Origin of the sequence: Brevundimonas sp. NIBR10 (assembly GCF_027912515.1) — a bacterium.
In the GTDB taxonomy this organism is placed as follows: Bacteria; Pseudomonadota; Alphaproteobacteria; order Caulobacterales; family Caulobacteraceae; genus Brevundimonas.
In genome coordinates this window covers 3737544-3753975 of record NZ_CP115464.1, presented here as the reverse complement: position 1 = coordinate 3753975, position 16432 = coordinate 3737544, and the positions used below count along the sequence as shown (strand labels likewise).

Sequence of the window (16432 nt, the reverse complement as noted above, 5' to 3'; positions counted from 1 at the left end):
GTCGACCTAGGCCGACACACCCCAGCTGGTCTGATCGACGAAACCGTCGTCCCTCAGCGGCGGCAGGGGCAGGCCCGTCCGCGACAGGATCAGGTTGGACGCCGGCGAACTGGGGCCCAGATACGGATTGCTCGGATCGACGAACGGCGTGAAAACGCCTGCCGAACCCATGCCCCCCGCACGTGAATAGTCGGCCGAAAGCAGGATCGACAGGTCTTCGCTGGGGTCCAGTTTCAGCAGGGCGCGGACGGCGTCGTTGTCTTCGTCGTTATAGCCGTCGGACAGATATCCGTCCCTGCGGGCGGTCTGGCCGGAGATCCTCAGAGCGGCCCAGTCGGACAGCGGAAGATTGACGGCGCCATAGGCACGGATCCGGTCGTAGTTGCCGATCTCCACCCCGGCCTCGCCGCCGAACTCGGCACCCGGCTTGCGCGTGACAAGGTTGACGGCCCCGGCCGTGGCGTTGCGACCGTACAGAGTGCCTTGCGGCCCCTTGACGACCTCCACCCGCTCCAGGTCGAAGAACAGGCCGTTGGTACCGGCCGAGCGCGCCAGGTATACGCCGTCATAGTTGAGCGCCACGCCCGGTTCGGCAAAGGCGTTGCCGCTGAAGCTGCCGACGCCGCGAATGGTCACCTGGGTGCCGCCACCCGCCGCGCCCGTGATCTTCAGGGCCGGCACCAGCTTGGTCAGGTCCTGGGCCTCCGAAACGCCCCTCTGCTGAAGGGTTTCAGCATTGACGGCGCTGACGGCGATGGCCGCGCGCTGCAGGTTTTAGCTGCGTCGCTGGGCGGTGACGACGACCTCGCCCAGTTCGTCCGACGGTGCAGTCGCGTCCTGCGCAAGGGCCTGGCCTGACATGGCCATCGCCATCAGGGCCGCTCCGCACAATAGAGTGTTCCTCATCTTCTTCCCCATGTCTGCGAGCCGGTTGATCCGGTCTGGTCTGTGATTTGAAAGCCGCGTCCTGCTCGGCAAGGCTGGCCGCCAGGCCTGCTTCCAGGCGCGGCGTGACAGGGCGTCCATTGGTGACGCGCGACCTTCCCGGCGCGGTGACGCTAGGCGCGGCCTCTATTGAAGGATAATAGAAAGAGACAAGGGGGGCATAGAGGATGGCTATAGAGAAGCCGCTGTCGCTTCGGTCCGTGAACCTGAACCTGATCCCGATCCTTCAGGCCCTGCTGAGGGAGGGGGGCGTCTCGAAAGCCGCCCGCGTCCTCGGTCTGTCCCAGCCTACAGTAAGTGTCGCCCTGGCGAAACTGCGCGCGGTCCTGCGGGATCCGCTGCTGGTGCAGGTCGAGGGCAAGTGGGAACTGACGACCCGGGCCCAGGCCCTCGTCGAGCCGGTCGAGACCGTGTGCCAGTCGCTTGAAGTCATCTGCAATCCTGCGCCCTACGACCCGCGAACCGCCCAGGGCATCATCACCATCGCCCTGCCCGATGCCGCAGCGACCGTCATCGCACCACCGCTCGTCGAGGCTTTGCGTGAGCACGCGCCGGGGCTTCAGTTGCATTTCGTCGATGTGTGGCGCGAGTTCCGCGTCGGTCAGCGCAGCGACGAGATCCAGTTCCTGGTGTCGCTGCCGTCGGTCCTGGCTCACGCTCGCTATGGCGCCCTGCGATCCGCCCGCCTCTGGAGCGACCGGATGGTGACGGTCGTCGGTTCCGGGTCCTCGCGGGCTTCGACCGGGGACGACTCCGGCGACACCTACTCCGTCTTCTTTCCCGGCCTTGATCCGATCTTCGGCGAGGGTGCCGAGTTCGTCGAAAGCTATACGACCGGCCTGCCGATCACAGGTCGATTTCAGAACTGCAGCGTCCTGGCCATACTCGCCGCCGAGTCCGGCGTGCGGATCAAGGTGCCCTACACCTTCGCCCGCAAGATGCAGCGCTACATGCCCCTCACGATCGTGGAACATGACCTGGGGGATGCGGAGATGGATGTGCACCTGGCGTGGAGTTCGATCTAAGATTCCGATCCTGCCCACCGCTGGATTCGCAACCTGATGATCAAATCGCTCCGGACCCTGTCGATCGAGGGAGAGCCCATCGGTCAGATCTGACGGGCCTCAGTCGACCAGCCCCAGGTCCCGCGACCGGTCCTTGTCGCGGCCGTAGCATTCGCAGACGATGTGTTCGAGCCGGGCACGTTGCAGGACGTGGACGCGGCGGCGGCCCAGCCGGACGGCGCCCGAAGCCTTGATCTCGTGCAGGACGTCGCTGACGGTCGAGCGACGCACCCCCAGGGCGACGCCCAGATCGGCCTGGGTCACCGGCACCTCGTCCGATCCCGCCCGGTCGATGGCCAGCAGCAGCCACCGCGACAGCCTCTGGGTCGCCGAATGCAGGATGTTGCAGGCCGCCGTCTGGGCCGCCTGGGCCTGGTAGTCGTGTGACAGCAGGATCAGCCGCTTCATCAGTCCGTCGTCGGCCTCGGCCAACGCGCGCAGCGGGGTCACCGGGATCCGGACCATCTGACCCGGAATCTGCACCGATACCTGCCAGGCACACGGCGCGTCGGCCAGGAAGGCCGCCAGACCGGACAGGCCCTCGGACCCGATACAGGCCGTCTCGGCCGCGCGTCCGTCGGAGAACAGCACCAGATTGGACAGGGTGCCCGACAGGGGGAAATGCAGTTCGGTGATGGGCGCCCCCTGATCGATCAGGATGTCCCCCGCCGCCATGTGAACCGGCGTCATCCATTGCGACAAGGCTGCCCGAGACGATGGCGTCAGGCTCGCAAGCAGGCTGTTACGGGTCGGCATGATTCGCAGCGTCACTCCACTAGGCCAAGCGGAGCTTTAACGGACGTGTCTGCTTTCGGATGCACGGTGGTGGACATTTGCCGACACTATTCGGTCGGCACGCGGACCAAATCTCCTGTCACTGAGCGGTACCGTACCGTTCTACCTCTGAGATTGCGGCTCAATACTGGGTATGGGTTTCGGGGACTGGCCAATGGTGACCTTGCAGAACGTCCCGCGGGGCGCGGATCAGGTCCGCGTCCTGACCGCGATCCACGCGGTGTGGACAAGCGCACCGATGAATACCGCCAGGCCCAGCAGGCTGAAGCCATAGCCGAAGGTCGTGATGGTGCTGAGGGTGCGGTACAGGGCGATCATCTCGGGCCCTGCCGTGGGAACAGGGATGGTGTTCAGGACGAAATACGGACCTGTGATGAGCACCGTGCCCAGGGTCATGAGACCGAAATGGACCCAGGCGCCGACCCGACTGAATCGCAGTCGGGCACGTTCCAGGATGAAATAGACGACCGCGAAGGTTGCGAACAAGCCCGCAACACTGAGGCCGTAGTGGGCCAGGGCAGAGGCGGGCGCGATGATCCAGCTGATCGGCCCGATCGTGACGGCGCTGACGAGCCAGAGAAGTGCCATGGACAGTGAGGAGGGCCCGCGATCGCGTCTGCTGTGCATCCTCGCGACCGTGATCCGCTGCGTCTGGCGGCAGGCTACGCCCGTTTCGTAAACCCGGCCACCATCGCGTCGAACATCGGGTTGGGTCGGCCACCCGCGTCGAAGGGCAGGGGCTGGTCCTGTCCGTCGTCGCGCTCGCCCTGCCTCAGCCAGCTGTCGGTATCCCGCAGGCCCCAGACGGTGAAGGCGAACCTCTGGCTGGCGGGCAGGGCCATGAAGGCCTCGACCAGTTCGCCGACCCGGCCCGTCTGTTGCGCCAGCCGCTGTTCCCGCGAGCGCAGGTCCACCCGACGGTCGCTGCGCAGCGAGGCATCCAGCTCCGAGATATGGATCGGCAGGCCCAGCGACGCCGCGTTCCGGATGAAGGTCCGGATCTGGCCCGCCGGGATTTCGATATCCAGGTGTGCCTGCGACCCGATGCCCCCGATCGGGGCCCCTGCCTTCATCAACCGCTCGACCAGTTTCAGGAAGGTCGCGCCCTTCCTCGGCGTGTTCTCCAGATTGTAGTCGTTGAGGAACAGCACCGCGTCGGGATCCGCCGCCCGCGCCCGCTCGAAGGCGCGGATGATGTATCCGTCCTGGCCCAGGGCCCGGCTCCAGTGACAGTCGCGCAGGCCGTCGCCCGCGTCGGTGATCGGTTCGTTGACCACGTCCCAACTGACCACCTTGCCGCGATACCGACCGGCGACCGTGGCGATGTAGGCGTCGAAGGCGGCGGTGAAGCGGGCGCGGTCCAGATGAGCAAAGGCCTCTTCCCCTTGCGCGTACCAGATCAGCGTATGGCCATGCAGCCGCATCCCCCGCTCGGCCGCAAAGGCGGCGATCCGGTCGGGCCCGTCGAACCTCGGACGGTCCAGGCCGTCGGCCAGGATGTACTCCATCTTCATCTCCCACTCGGGCGTGAGCTGGGAGACGTGCTTGCCGGCCAGATCGACCCAGGCCGGGTCATCGATCTGGTTGGACTTGATGCAGGTCCCGACGGGGAAGGGGGTTATGGATTTCAGGCCGGGGACCGCGCGGGCCGGCGTCTGCGCCTCGGCGAACCGCTCGCAGGCGGCCAGGGCGAGGGGAGCGGCGAGGAGGGCGCGGCGGTCGATCATTACCCGGCGCGGCGGCGCAGCCCCATCTCGTCGAACGCCGCCGTCTCGCGCTTGTTGGCGGCGACGATGGCGTTCAGGCGGGTCAGTTCGGCGACGTGTTCGAATTTCTTCAGCTCGCCGAAGGCGCCGGTCAGGGCATCACGGGCGCCTTCTTCCTCGGCGTCCAGCGTGTCCAGATCGGCCTCGGCTGCGCCCTTGCGCGCCTTCCAGCCGGCCAGATAGGCCTGCAGCATCATGCCCGCCTGAGCGTCGGCGCGGGCGCGCTCGCGCTCGATCTCGACCTCGGCGTCCAGCACCGCCAGCCGCATCTCGGCCGAAGCCTTGCGGTTGGAAATCTCGGCCAGGCGTTTCTGCAGCGTCTCGACCTCGTAGTTCGAGATCCGGATCAGCGAATGGGCCCAGGCGGTCATGCAGACTTACTCCAGCAGGTACGGGTAGGGATCACTGAACCATGCCCTGGTTCAGGATTGCCTCCAGGCGGGTAAAGGAATCGGAAAGACGGGTGACGTCCTCCTTGTCCTGACCCAGGAAGGCCTCCAGCGCGGGGTTCAGGGCGATGGCCCGGTCGGTGATCGGATCGGCGCCGGTCCGGTAGGCGCCGATCTTGATCAGCTCCTCCATCGAGGCATAGGCCGACAGGCATTGCCGGGCCCGGCGGTTCAACTCGCGCTCGGGTGGCGTCTGGTTCTCGGGCATGGTCCGGCTGACGGACTTCAGCACGTCGATGGCCGGAAACCGCCCGCGCTCGGCGATCTTGCGATCCATGACGATATGGCCGTCCAGGATCCCTCGCACGGCGTCCGCGATCGGCTCGTCATGGTCGCCGCCGTCCACCAGCACGGTGAACAGGGCGGTGATCGGCCCTGCCGTGGTGCCGTCCGGCCGGATCGGCCCCGGCCCGGCCCGCTCCAGCAGCTTGGGCAGTTCGGTGAAGACGGTGGGGGTATAGCCCTTGGTGGTCGGCGGCTCGCCCGCCGCCAGCCCGATCTCGCGCTGGGCCATCGCAAAGCGGGTGACGCTATCCATCAGGCACAGCACCTCCAGGTCCTGGTCCCGGAAATATTCGGCGATGGCCAGCGTCATATAGGCCGACTGACGCCGCTTCAGAGCCGGCTCGTCCGACGTCGCCACCACCACGACGGCGCGGCGCAGGCCTTCTTCGCCCAGGGTCTCCTCGATGAACTCGCGCACCTCCCGGCCCCGTTCGCCGATCAGGCCGACCACGACGACATCACACGTCGCCTGTTTGGCCAGCATCGACAGCAGCACCGACTTGCCGACGCCCGACCCGGCGAAGATGCCGAGCCTCTGGCCCCGGCAGGTGGTGGTGAAGACATCCATGGACCGCACCCCCAGGTCCAGCCGTTCCCCCACCCGCCCGCGCGAATGGGCCGGCGGCGGCGAGGCGCGCAGGGGATAGGGCGCAGGCCCGGTCGGCAGCGGCCCCTTGCCGTCGATGGGCTGGCCGAAGGCGTCGATGATGCGGCCCAGCCAGGCCTTGGTCGGCCGCACGCTGGCCTGCTGGCCGATGATCTTGATGTCGGCACCGGGGGCCACCCCCTCGACGGGGCCGAACGGCATCAGCAGGGCCTTGGAATCCCGGAACCCCACGACCTCGGCGGGCAGGGCCGTCGTGCCCCGGCGCGTGATCTCGGCCCGCGCCCCGACCGCCAGCCGCGACAAGCCGCCCTTCGCCTCGATCAGCAAGCCGGACACCCCCGCGACCTTGCCGGTCACGACCAGGGGATCGATGGCTTGAACGGCTGAGACGAGGTTGTGCATCGCGTTAACGCATGCGGGATCGTGGTTAACGGGGGGTGAAGGTCGGGGCCGGTCGGGGCCGGTCGGGACCGCGAAGCGCGGGGATCCGGCATCACGTCTGAGGCGGACGGACGCGAACAATCGCCCGACCTCTACTTTTCGAGGTATGGCCGCGTCACTGCCGCCGTCTATACTGAGCCCAGTCCCTTCAGGAGTTCAGTATGTCTCGGGCCGTGTTGATGAACGGGGCGGATCGCCCTGAGGTGATGGTGGTCCAGGACACGACGGGCGATCGGGCGTGGGCGGCGATCGCGGACGACGCCCTGTCCGGCACGGATGGGGACGACAGAACCTTCTTCACCTCGCCAGCCCTGGACGGCGGGGCCGGGTTCGACACCATCGATTTCTCCAACCGCATCGTCTTTGACGGCGAGTACTACGGATACCTCACGCTTCGACCGGGCGAAACGCCAGGCTCGGTCGCGGTCTGGACGTCCAACTTCGTTCGGGGCGGCTCTGCCCCTGACTCGCTGGTCGGGTCCTTCACGAATTTCGAGCAGATCCTGCTGGGATACAGGATGAGTGTGGCCTTGCAGGACACGACCCAGGACTGGTCGGTCACCGGCTTCGATATCAGCTTCACATACATCGCGACGGGATCGGGGAACGACACGATCACGGGTGGTTCGACCGACGACAGCCTCAGTCCGGGCGCGGGGTCAAACACCGTCCACGGCGGACGCGGTGACGACACAGTGACCCTGACCGTCGCCTATGCTGACTCAGTGGTAACCCAGTCGGGCGGCGTCTTGCGGATCCAGACCGGCACCGCCGTGAACCTGCTGACCGGGGTCGAGCATGTGGTGTTCACCGACCGCTTTCTGGGCCTGTCGCAGGACGGGGTGATCGCCCCTGCCGTGCGACGCGTGTCTATCCGCGAGGGTGCAGCGCCGCTTACCGCGACGGCCGGCGCGGACATCATGATCGGCTATGTATCCACCGACATCCTTGACGGCCTGGCCGGTGATGACTGGCTGTACGGGGCCAGCGGCGTGGATACGCTCAAGGGCGGTCTGGGCAACGACTACATCGATGGAGGGGTCGAGTCGCGCTACGATATCGCCGTCGACACCGCCGTCTTCGAGGGCAATTTCGCCGACTACAGCTTCAGCCTGTCGAACGGCATCTGGACCGTGTCCGGCGCGGCCAGCGGCACGGACCGCGTCACCAATATCGAGACCTTCCGGTTCGCCGACCGCAGCATCACCGTCGGCCCCAGTGGTCTGGTCCAGACCGGCACCGAGGGCGCCGATACCCTGACCGGCACGACTGGCCCGGACGAACTGTCGGGCCTCGGCGGCGACGATCGGCTCGACGCCGGGTCGCGGGCTCTGGAAAACACCGCGCCGATCACCACCGTCATCAACTCCAGCGACATTCTCAGGGGCGGAGCCGGGAACGACACCCTGACGTCGCAGGGGATTTCCAACGGCTCGATCCTGGACGGCGGCGATGGCGACGACACGATCACGGCAGGGTGGTCGGGAACTTGGCAAAGGCAAGCTCTTGGCCTGAACAATTCCCGAGAGGTCTACACCAGCGTGGCCGGAGACGTCGTCACCATCCTCGGCGGAGCAGGATCAGATCGGATTCGGGCCTACTCCAACGCCGTGATCGACGGCGGCGCGGGCGATGATGTCATCACGGTCGGCGTACCGTCTGCGAACTCTCAATTCTACCCTCTGTATACCGCTGGGGCGGCCAACGGCGGTGTCCGCGTCACCGGCGGCAGCGGTGCCGATACCTTCGTGTTGTTCAATCCGCTGTCAGAGGCGGTGATCACGGATTTCCAGGTCGGAATCGACAGGATCGACGCCTCCGACAGCTTCGACTCTGCGACGGTTCTGAGGGAATATCGCCTGATCCTGGGACAGCAGGGTGCCGATGCCGTGATCATGTCCTTCGACGGTTCCCGGGTTCTCGCGCGCCTGGTCGGGGTCGACGCCGCGTCGCTGGGCGCTTCGACATTCCTCGACAATGCCTATGGCGATCCGATCTTCGTTGGACTCTATGCGCCGATCCGGGCACCCTACATCGACCCGGCCAGGATCTACAGCGCGGGAACGGAAGGAGCCGACACACTGTCGGGCCTGACACTGGCCATGGGTATGGGCGGCGACGACGTCATCAGCGCAGGGGCCACGTCCAGCGTTCTGGGCGGCGGTATCGGCAATGACCGCCTGACGGGATCAGCGCGCGACGACATCTTGCGCGGGAACGATGGGGCGGACCTGCTGGTTGGCGGAGCGGGCAGCGACCAACTGTTCGGCGGCCTGGGCACCGATCGTATCCAGGGCGGTCTGGGCGCCGACACTCTCTGGGGCGGCGTGGGCAGCTCCGCGCCGGTAACCGATCCCTATGCCATCCCTCGCGACGAGGCGGACGTCTTCGTGTTCACCTCGGCGGCCGACTCGAACGCCGACGGTTACGACATCATTTCAGACTTCCAGGAAGGGCTGGATACGATCGATCTGACGGCCCTGACGACAAGCCAGATCACCATCATTCGCACGGGCTCCACGTCTTCCTTCCTGTTCGCCACGACGGCGAGTGGCACCTTGCAGGTCGGAAGCACCAGCGCCTTCAACGGACGCGATCTGGTCTATGCTGGTACCCAGGGTGTCACGATGCTGGCTCTCGGCAGTACGCGTGCCGAGCTTTATGGCTCCGAGCGCGGAGATACCATCACAGGCGGTCTCGGCGACGATCTGATATGGGGTCAAGGTGGAGCCGATGTTCTGACCGGGGGCGAGGGAAGAGACGCCTTCAACTTCGCTCTGTCGGATTCGACAGCAGGGTCGTCCGATATCATCACCGACTTTCGAACGGGCGTCGACAGGATATCCTTGGGTCAGAACGGCTGGAACCTGGTCACCGTGACCATCGTCCGTTCGAACGGATCTAGCTTCCTTTTCGCCGACGGAAGCCTCGGAGGGGCGCTGCAAGTCGGCCTCGCCGGCGCCGAGCTGAACGGCCGTGATGTACTGACCAACTGGATCAGGGGCTCCCTGGGCGTCACCCTATTGGGATCCGCCTCGGGAGAGACCCTGATCGGCTCGGCGGAGAGTGACGTCATTGTGGGCGGGGACGGCGCCGACCTGATCACGGGAGGCGGTGGTGCGGACATCATCCGCTATGCAGCGACATCGGATTCCACGGCGGCCGCCTATGACGTCATCACCGATTTCGCGACCGGGTCAGACCGCTTCGATCTGACGCCTCTGAACACCACCTCGATCTCGGTGATCCGGTCGGGCGGGTCCAGCTTTGTCTATGCGGAGACCCCGGCGGGCGGATTCCAGCTGATCGCGCTGAACCAGGCGGTGAACGGCAACGACTTCGTCTATGGCGGGTCGCACGGCGTCTATCTGATCGGCTCGGCCGATGCAGATATCCTGAGGGGCACGTCCCTGGCCGATCCCATCGCGGGCGGGGCGGGCAATGACACCATCACCGGCGGAGGCGGGGCCGACGCCCTGTTCGGGGACGCCGGGGCGGACACCTTCGTCTATGTCGCGGCCTCGGATTCGACCGTCGCGGCGGCCGACGGCATCTTCGGCTTCGTCTCGGGCCAGGACCGGATCGACCTGACCGGGGTGCGGACCGGGGCGTCGGACACATTCGGCATCGCCTATCTGGGGACCGGGTCATTCGTCTTCGTCGATCTGGGCGGCAACGGGACCAACGACATGCTGATCCAGTTGGCCGACACCCGGCTGCTGGCCTCCGACATCCGCTGGAGCGCCTCGGGCACCGAGCCCGAGCCCGCACTCAAGGACGCCGGCCCCGACGTCCTGCCCGTCGAATGGGTCGACGACGGCAATCTGACCGGGCCGATAACGTGGACCGGCCGTTACATGCTGGACCTCGACACGGTCACGACCGGCGGCCTGCATCATACCCCGGACTGGTATCTGTAGGGCGCAGGGTCGCCGGACGGGTCCGGTTTCGCAACTTCGGCGTCCCGATCCCTTGCCGCACAAGGGATTGAGCGATTCTCGAGGCCTTCGACCAAGCGCGCCCTGAGAGCGTGGTAGACTGTCGGTCCGCGTCTGTCTTTGAGACCCTAAAGCATCCTCCCGGGGACCCGATCAGAGTCCGGACTCAACGGACTCAACGGACTCTTCGGACTCTGTTTTTGAGTCCGGACTCCTCAAAAAAGTAATGCATACCTTACATTCCAGACCATTCGGACCTTTCAGACCCTGCTTTTCCGACCGTCCCCCGCCCCCGGTTCCGCGACGCCGCCGATATGAAATCTCGCAAGGCCGTCACCGATAAATCGCCGGGCCGCCCCCTTGCGGTCGCCCCGATCGGCCTATCTGTTATGCGACCCCGACACACCGGGAACGACGGAGCTTCCATGTCCGACTACGACGCCTCAAATCGCGCCACCCAGGGCCGTGGCAAGGTCTATGAGTCCATCATCGACACCATCGGCGACACCCCTCTGGTCAAGCTGCCCCGCCTGTCGGCAGAGTATGGGTCAAAGGCCACGGTGCTGGCCAAGCTGGAGTTCTTCAACCCCATCGCCTCGGTCAAGGACCGCATCGGCGTGGCCATGGTCGAGGCGCTGGAAGCGGCCGGAAAGATCAAGCCCGACACCGTCCTGATCGAGCCCACCAGCGGCAACACCGGCATCGCCCTGGCCTTCGTCGCCGCCGCCAAGGGCTACAAGCTGATCCTGGTCATGCCGGAATCGATGTCGATCGAGCGGCGCAAGATGCTGGCCCTGCTGGGTGCGACCCTGGAACTGACCCCCGCCGAGAAGGGCATGAAGGGTGCCATCGCCCGGGCCCAGGAACTGCTGGAAACCACGCCCAATGCCGTCAGCCCGTCGCAGTTCGACAACCTGGCCAACCCTGCCATCCACCGGGCGACGACGGCCGAGGAGATCTGGAACGACACGGCGGGTGCCGTGGACATCGTCGTCTCGGGCGTCGGCACCGGCGGCACCATCACCGGCGTCGGCCAGGCCCTGAAGGCCAAGAAGCCCTCGGTGCGGATGGTGGCGGTCGAGCCGACGGCCTCGCCCGTCCTGTCCGGCGGCGCGCCCGGCCCGCACAAGATCCAGGGCATCGGCGCGGGCTTCATCCCCTCGATCGTGGACCGCGACGTGATCGACGCGGTCGAACAGGTCTCCAACGAGGACAGTTTCGACATGGCCCGCAAGGTCGCCCGCACCGAGGGCATTCCCGTGGGGATCAGCTCCGGCGCCGCCCTGACCGCCGCCTTCCGACTGGCCGCCCTGGACGAGAACGCAGGCAAGACCATCGTGGTCATCATCCCCAGCTTCGCCGAACGCTATCTGTCGACCGCCCTGTTCGACGGGCTGTAGCGTCGGCCTTGCTTCAGGACTACGGTTTGGGAACTGAGATCGTTCCGGCCCTCGCGGCCCGCTGAAGGACAGGTTTCGATGATGTTCCTCCGCACGATACTGGGCGCGGCCGCAGTGCTCGCCTCCGCGCCTGCACTGGCCGAGACCCCCGCGGTCGCCGGGTCGCTGGACCTCAGCCGGCGGATCGTGGCGAGCTCCGGGACTGTCGGCGAGGCTTCGGCGGGCTATGTTCGTGTCGTCAATGCGTCGTCGGCACGGGACCAGCTGGTGGGCGTCACCTGCACCTGCGCCAGCCGGGTTGAGTTTCATCATATCCGACGCAGTGCAACCGGGGTCAGCATGGATTCGGAGCCCGTCTGGGACGTACCGGCCCAGGGCGCACTGGATATCCGCCCCGGCAGCGACCTGCACCTGATGCTGATCGACTTCGACCCGGCCAAGGCCGTGGAGGGACAGGTTGTCCTGACCCTGGCCTTTCGGGACGCCGGTGTGGTCGAGGCCGGGTTCGCTCTGACCGGCGACAGCCGCGCGGCCTGGGCGGCGTACGACTGACCGTCACGGCCGGTTAACCGCTGAGGCCTAGTCTGTGGAGGACATGTCCGAAGCCGCTGCCGCCCCGATCGAGGATGCGCCGACCCCGGCGCTGCGCGCGCGCCACGCGCTGCTCAAGCGGCTGGCCGACGTGGTGTCCCTGCCGGCCAGCCGGATCAACGCCTTCGAACGGTCGGTGACCGGCGACCTCCTGGTCGAGATGCTGCGTCTGGCCGCCCCCCAGGAGCGCAAGCGCGTCGCGGCCCGGCTGGCCCCCCTGTCGGAACTGCCCAACAGCCTGGCGCGGATGCTGCTACGGGATGAGCCGGAGATCGCCGGCCTGCTGATCGAGCAGTGCGCCTCCCTGACCGACGCCGACCTGGTGGCCTGTGCCCGGGACGCCTCGGTGGAGCACCGCGTCCTGATCGCCAATCGACGGGGTCTGGCCGAGGTGGTCACCGACGCCCTGATCGGCTTTGCCGAGCCCCGGGTCGTCGAGGCGGTGATGCGCAATACCACGGCCCGCCTGTCCCAGGTCGGGGTCGAGCAGATCGTCGACCAGAGCCGCCAGACGCCGAGCTATTGCGCCCAACTGCTGCGCCGCGCCGAGCTGCGGCCGTCGGGGGCCTATGTGATGTTCTGGTGGTGCGGACAGGAGGACCGCCGGACCATCCTGCAACGCTTCGCCGTGTCCCGCGAGGTCATGCAGGAGGTGGTCGAGGACGTCTTCGCCATGGCCGCCGCCGAGGGCTGGCAGGACCCTGTCTCGCGCAAGGCCTTGCAGTTCATCGAGCGCCGCCAGCGCAACCGCGCCGCCGTCGCCAAGAGCCCCTACGACAACCTGGAACAGGCGGTCGCCGTGGCGGCGCAATCGGGCCTGAGCCGCGAGCTGGCGTCGGAAATATCCTACCTGGCGGGGATCAAGCCGCTGACGGGGGCCAAGATCCTGGGCGACCCGGGCGGTGAGCCCCTGGCCATCCTGTGCAAGGCCACGGGCATGACCCGCGTCGATCTCCAGAACCTGTGGCGGTCCATGCGGCGGCCCGAGGTGGGTCCGGATGGCCAGATCCATCCGGCCTGGGAAAGGGTCGCGATCTGCTTCGAGATGCTGGCCGTCGATCGGGCCCAGACGGTGCTGCGTTACTGGAACTGGTCGCTGTCCTCGGCCCTGTCGCCCCAGTTGCTCAAGGCCATTCGCGACGGAGACGGCGAAGGCCTGGACGAATACTCGGCTCCCGAGCGGGCCGCCATGATGGCCCTGGCCGAGAACTTTGGACGCTGATCAGTCGCGTCAAAGCTGTCTGACTTCGTCTGCTGTAAATCGTGCCGATCGATGACCTTGCATTGCTTTCGTCGGCGAAGATCACTACTGACCTTGCCAATCAGCCGTAAGAGCGGCGAGTAAAGGCAGAATCAGCAAGTGGAAGCTCTGAACATGGACGAGAAGACCGGTCTTCTGGAGATGACGGCGGACATCGTGTCGGCCTATGTCGGCAACAACAGTGTCTCGGCCAACGACCTGCCGTCGCTGATCTCGAACATCCATGCCGCCCTGTCGCAGGTCTCGACCGGCGTTGTCGAGGTCGAGCCTGAAATCAAGGAGCCGGCTGTGCCGGTGCGCAAGTCGATCAGCCCCGACTTCCTGATCTGCCTGGAGGACGGCCGCAAGTTCAAGTCGCTGAAGCGTCACCTGCGCACCAAGTACGACATGAGCCCCGAAGACTATCGGGCCAAGTGGAACCTGGCCAAGGACTATCCGATGGTCGCCCCCAACTATGCCAAGGCCCGTTCGGAACTGGCCAAGCAGATGGGCTTGGGCCAGGGCGGCCGCAAACCCGCCCGCACCACGACCCGCGCCAAGAAGTAGTCTGTCCGCGAGGCAGTTTGAGACGCCCGCTTTCGGAAGGAGGCGGGCGTTTTACGTTCGAGGGGAGAGGGGCCAGGTTCGAGGAGCCAAGGGTTCTCGAGGGGGTCTCCTGCGGGTCCGTTCGTCTGAACCCTCGAACCTCGTCTCTCGAACCTCGAACCTCAGGCCGCCTGAACGCCCCGCCGCATGCGCCAGAAGCGGACCGTGCGCAGGGCCTGGTCGCGGGTCAGGTCGGCGTAGAGGCGGCCATAGCCGTGGGCCTTGCCCATGGCGTCGGCGTCCTTGTTCAGGATGACCACGGTGAAGGTCAGGAACAGGGCGCGGTCCAGGTCGGCGGCCTTGCAGATGACGGCCAGGGCGTCGATCTCGCCCCGCTCGACGATCTGGCGGGCGGTATGGAAATCGACGTCCGCCAGCTGGGCCAGGGCGATCAGGAAAGGCGTGCGCGAGCCGGAGCGCAGGAACCGGGCCAGCATGGTCGGTGACAGCTGACCGGCGGCGCGCAGTTCGTCGACATAGTCGTGGGCGGCGGCATAGTCGGCGGGCAGGGCCCCGTCATCTGTGGCGATGCGGGTCCGTCCGGCGGCCAGGGCGTTCTCGAGCAGCACCGGGTCCATGGCGGCGTTCTGTTCGAGGATGTGCTGACGCAGGCGGGCCTCGACCACGAAATACATCTCGTTGAGCAGGTCGGGCGGAAGGCTGGAGCGTTCGACGGTGGCGGCGTGAAGGTCGGGATTGGCCTTGGCCCGCTCGACCGCCGCTTCCGTCGCCGAGCGCGACAGGCGGGCGCCGTCGTTGCGCAGCAGGGTGCCCAGGGTCTCGTCGTCGCCGCGCTGGACGATGACGTCGGATAGGGCCTCGGAGACATCGGCCCGGCCGGAGACGGCGCGCAGGTGGTCCTGTCCCTTGGCGCGGACGACGCCCAGCAGGTCTTCCTCGGTCAGGACGGTGGAGACGCGAAGCACCTCGCCCGCGATATCGGCCTCGTCATTGGCCAGGCGGCGGATCAGGGCGCGGGGGGCGTCGGAACGGACGGCGAAACGGGCCGACAGCTCGCGCCGGACGGCGACCTCCATGTCGGCGGCCAGGTCGGACAGGACCGAGCCGTAGAGGGCGTCCTCATTGGTCGTGCGGGCCGTTGAGCCGAAGAAATGGTCGGTCAGTTCGCGCAGCAGGGCCCGGCGGCTTTCGCTGGACGGTTCCTGGGCCAGGGCGATCAGGGCCGGCAGGCGGGACCCGGCGACGGCGGCCTCGGGTGCGACGTCGGTCATGGCAGGACCGGTTCCTGATTGACCATCACCTGGGCGCGGCCGTTGACGGTGCGCGGCATGATCGGCACGGGCGGCGGCTCGGCCAGGTCGGGGGTGGTGCCGCCGCCGATGAAGACGGACTCAGGCAGGGTCATGGCGTCGGGCTCGTGGCCCGCCTCGCGGTGGACCGAATAGTAGCGGGCGCTTTCGCGGGGCGGCTGTCCGGACTGGGTCGGAGCGGCCTGGGCCAGCTGGCGCGGGGCATTGGGATCAGTGGGTGCCGGAGCATGCTGCGGGGCGTACTGGGGCTGTTGGGCCTGGGCCTGCGGTTGGCCCGAAGCGGCACCGCCCTGGTTCATGCTGAAGATCAGGGCATCCCGGCGCGGGGCGTTGGGGTCGTAGGGCGCGGAGGATTGCGCCTGCTGCTGCGCCTGCATAGCCGGGTCGATCGCAGTCGGGATCGGGGCGGGCGGCGGCATATAGGTCGGCTGGGGCGAAGGCTGCATCGCCGCCTGCACCTGGGGCGGGGCGGCGAAATAGGGGTCCTGGCGGCGGAAGGCGCGCGAGGGATCATAGGCGGGTGCCGAGGCCATCATCTGCGCCTCGGACGGTGCCGGAGCACTCATCTGGCCTTGCTGGACTTGCGGTTGGCCATAGCCCGGGCTGTGGACGGCCGTCTGGGCCTGGATGTCGTAGGGCTGGGGCTGTGGCTGGGCCTGAGGCTGCGAGGGTGCCTGGGGCATGGCCAGGGGACGCGGCGGGCCGGAGATCCAGGCGGAGGCCGGGGTCGGGGCGTTGACGCCCGGCGTCGGGGAGCCGTAGCGGCTGTTGCGACCCATCATCGGGGCCGGCGTGGCCGAGGCCGTCTGGCGCGGGATGACGCCGGGCCGGCGCAGGTCGTCGGCCGCGGCCGAGGCGGGCTTTCCGGCCCAGGACAGGTAACGCAGGCCGGCCTGCTCGCCGGGACGCGACTGGGCGGACGCCGCACCGGCGATCAGCACGGTCGCGGCGCTGACGGCGACCGAGGTTACAAGTCGGGCAAAGAGGGTACGATCAGACACAGAGCGGCTCCCGTTCACGCGGAACGTCGGGCC

General features: G+C 67.1%; 15 protein-coding genes. 6 read left to right on the top strand and 9 right to left on the bottom strand.

The genetic code is table 11. The features are described 5' to 3' along the window. Positions 1-6: 6 nt before the first annotated feature. A complete protein-coding gene (locus tag O5K39_RS18375) occupies positions 7-756 on the bottom strand; it encodes a TonB-dependent receptor plug domain-containing protein (protein WP_271147191.1) in 750 nt (249 codons plus the stop codon). An 18-nt stretch (positions 757-774) separates the two neighbouring features. Further along, on the bottom strand, positions 775-906 hold the full coding sequence (locus O5K39_RS18370; protein ID WP_271145043.1) for a hypothetical protein: 132 nt from the start codon (positions 904-906) through the stop codon (positions 775-777). Between the two features lie 206 nt (positions 907-1112). Here O5K39_RS18370 and O5K39_RS18365 point away from each other — a divergent pair, with 206 nt between their 5' ends. Further along, positions 1113-1970 (top strand): LysR family transcriptional regulator, encoded by an 858-nt coding sequence (locus O5K39_RS18365; RefSeq protein WP_271145042.1) that lies wholly within the window; start codon positions 1113-1115, stop codon positions 1968-1970. Positions 1971-2069: 99 nt separating this feature from the next. Here O5K39_RS18365 and O5K39_RS18360 read toward each other — a convergent pair whose 3' ends face one another. From O5K39_RS18360 to fliI, 5 genes are all read right to left on the bottom strand, one after another. Then, entirely contained in the window at positions 2070-2765 is a 696-nt protein-coding gene (locus O5K39_RS18360) for a Crp/Fnr family transcriptional regulator (protein WP_271145041.1), read from the bottom strand. Between the two features lie 228 nt (positions 2766-2993). Further along, complete coding sequence (locus O5K39_RS18355; protein WP_271145040.1) at positions 2994-3392, bottom strand: hypothetical protein; 399 nt, start codon at positions 3390-3392, stop codon at positions 2994-2996. Positions 3393-3466: 74 nt separating this feature from the next. After that, positions 3467-4531, bottom strand: a complete 1065-nt coding sequence (locus O5K39_RS18350; RefSeq protein ID WP_271145039.1) for an endo-1,4-beta-xylanase — start codon at positions 4529-4531, stop codon at positions 3467-3469. Next, positions 4531-4941, bottom strand: a complete 411-nt coding sequence (locus O5K39_RS18345; protein ID WP_271145038.1) for a flagellar FliJ family protein — start codon at positions 4939-4941, stop codon at positions 4531-4533. Before O5K39_RS18345 ends, O5K39_RS18350 begins: the two co-directional genes overlap by 1 nt. Positions 4942-4972: 31 nt before the next feature. After that, positions 4973-6313 (bottom strand): flagellar protein export ATPase FliI, encoded by a 1341-nt coding sequence (gene fliI / locus O5K39_RS18340; RefSeq protein WP_271145037.1) that lies wholly within the window; start codon positions 6311-6313, stop codon positions 4973-4975. Between the two features lie 200 nt (positions 6314-6513). On the opposite strand from fliI, the gene O5K39_RS18335 reads away from it, so the two are divergent. From O5K39_RS18335 to O5K39_RS18315, 5 genes are all read left to right on the top strand, one after another. Then, a complete protein-coding gene (locus O5K39_RS18335; protein ID WP_271145036.1) occupies positions 6514-10272 on the top strand; it encodes a M10 family metallopeptidase C-terminal domain-containing protein in 3759 nt (1252 codons plus the stop codon). A 443-nt stretch (positions 10273-10715) separates the two neighbouring features. Continuing rightward, a complete protein-coding gene (gene cysK, locus O5K39_RS18330) occupies positions 10716-11690 on the top strand; it encodes a cysteine synthase A (RefSeq protein ID WP_271145035.1) in 975 nt (324 codons plus the stop codon). A gap of 78 nt (positions 11691-11768) precedes the next feature. Continuing rightward, a complete protein-coding gene (locus tag O5K39_RS18325; RefSeq protein WP_271145034.1) occupies positions 11769-12242 on the top strand; it encodes a copper chaperone PCu(A)C in 474 nt (157 codons plus the stop codon). Positions 12243-12285: 43 nt separating this feature from the next. Next, positions 12286-13503 carry a DUF2336 domain-containing protein gene (locus O5K39_RS18320; protein ID WP_271145033.1) on the top strand — a complete coding sequence of 406 codons (1218 nt, stop codon included), beginning with the start codon at positions 12286-12288 and terminating at the stop codon, positions 13501-13503. A 153-nt stretch (positions 13504-13656) separates the two neighbouring features. Beyond that, complete coding sequence (locus O5K39_RS18315) at positions 13657-14088, top strand: MucR family transcriptional regulator (protein WP_271147190.1); 432 nt, start codon at positions 13657-13659, stop codon at positions 14086-14088. Between the two features lie 161 nt (positions 14089-14249). Here the strand turns inward: O5K39_RS18315 and O5K39_RS18310 are convergent, their stop codons facing one another. Then, a complete protein-coding gene (locus O5K39_RS18310) occupies positions 14250-15359 on the bottom strand; it encodes a DUF2336 domain-containing protein (protein ID WP_271145032.1) in 1110 nt (369 codons plus the stop codon). Then, positions 15356-16399: a hypothetical protein gene (locus tag O5K39_RS18305; RefSeq protein WP_271145031.1), complete on the bottom strand. Its 1044-nt coding sequence runs from the start codon at positions 16397-16399 to the stop codon at positions 15356-15358. The genes O5K39_RS18310 and O5K39_RS18305 overlap by 4 nt, the downstream gene beginning before the upstream one ends. Between the last annotated feature and the right edge of the window lie 33 nt (positions 16400-16432).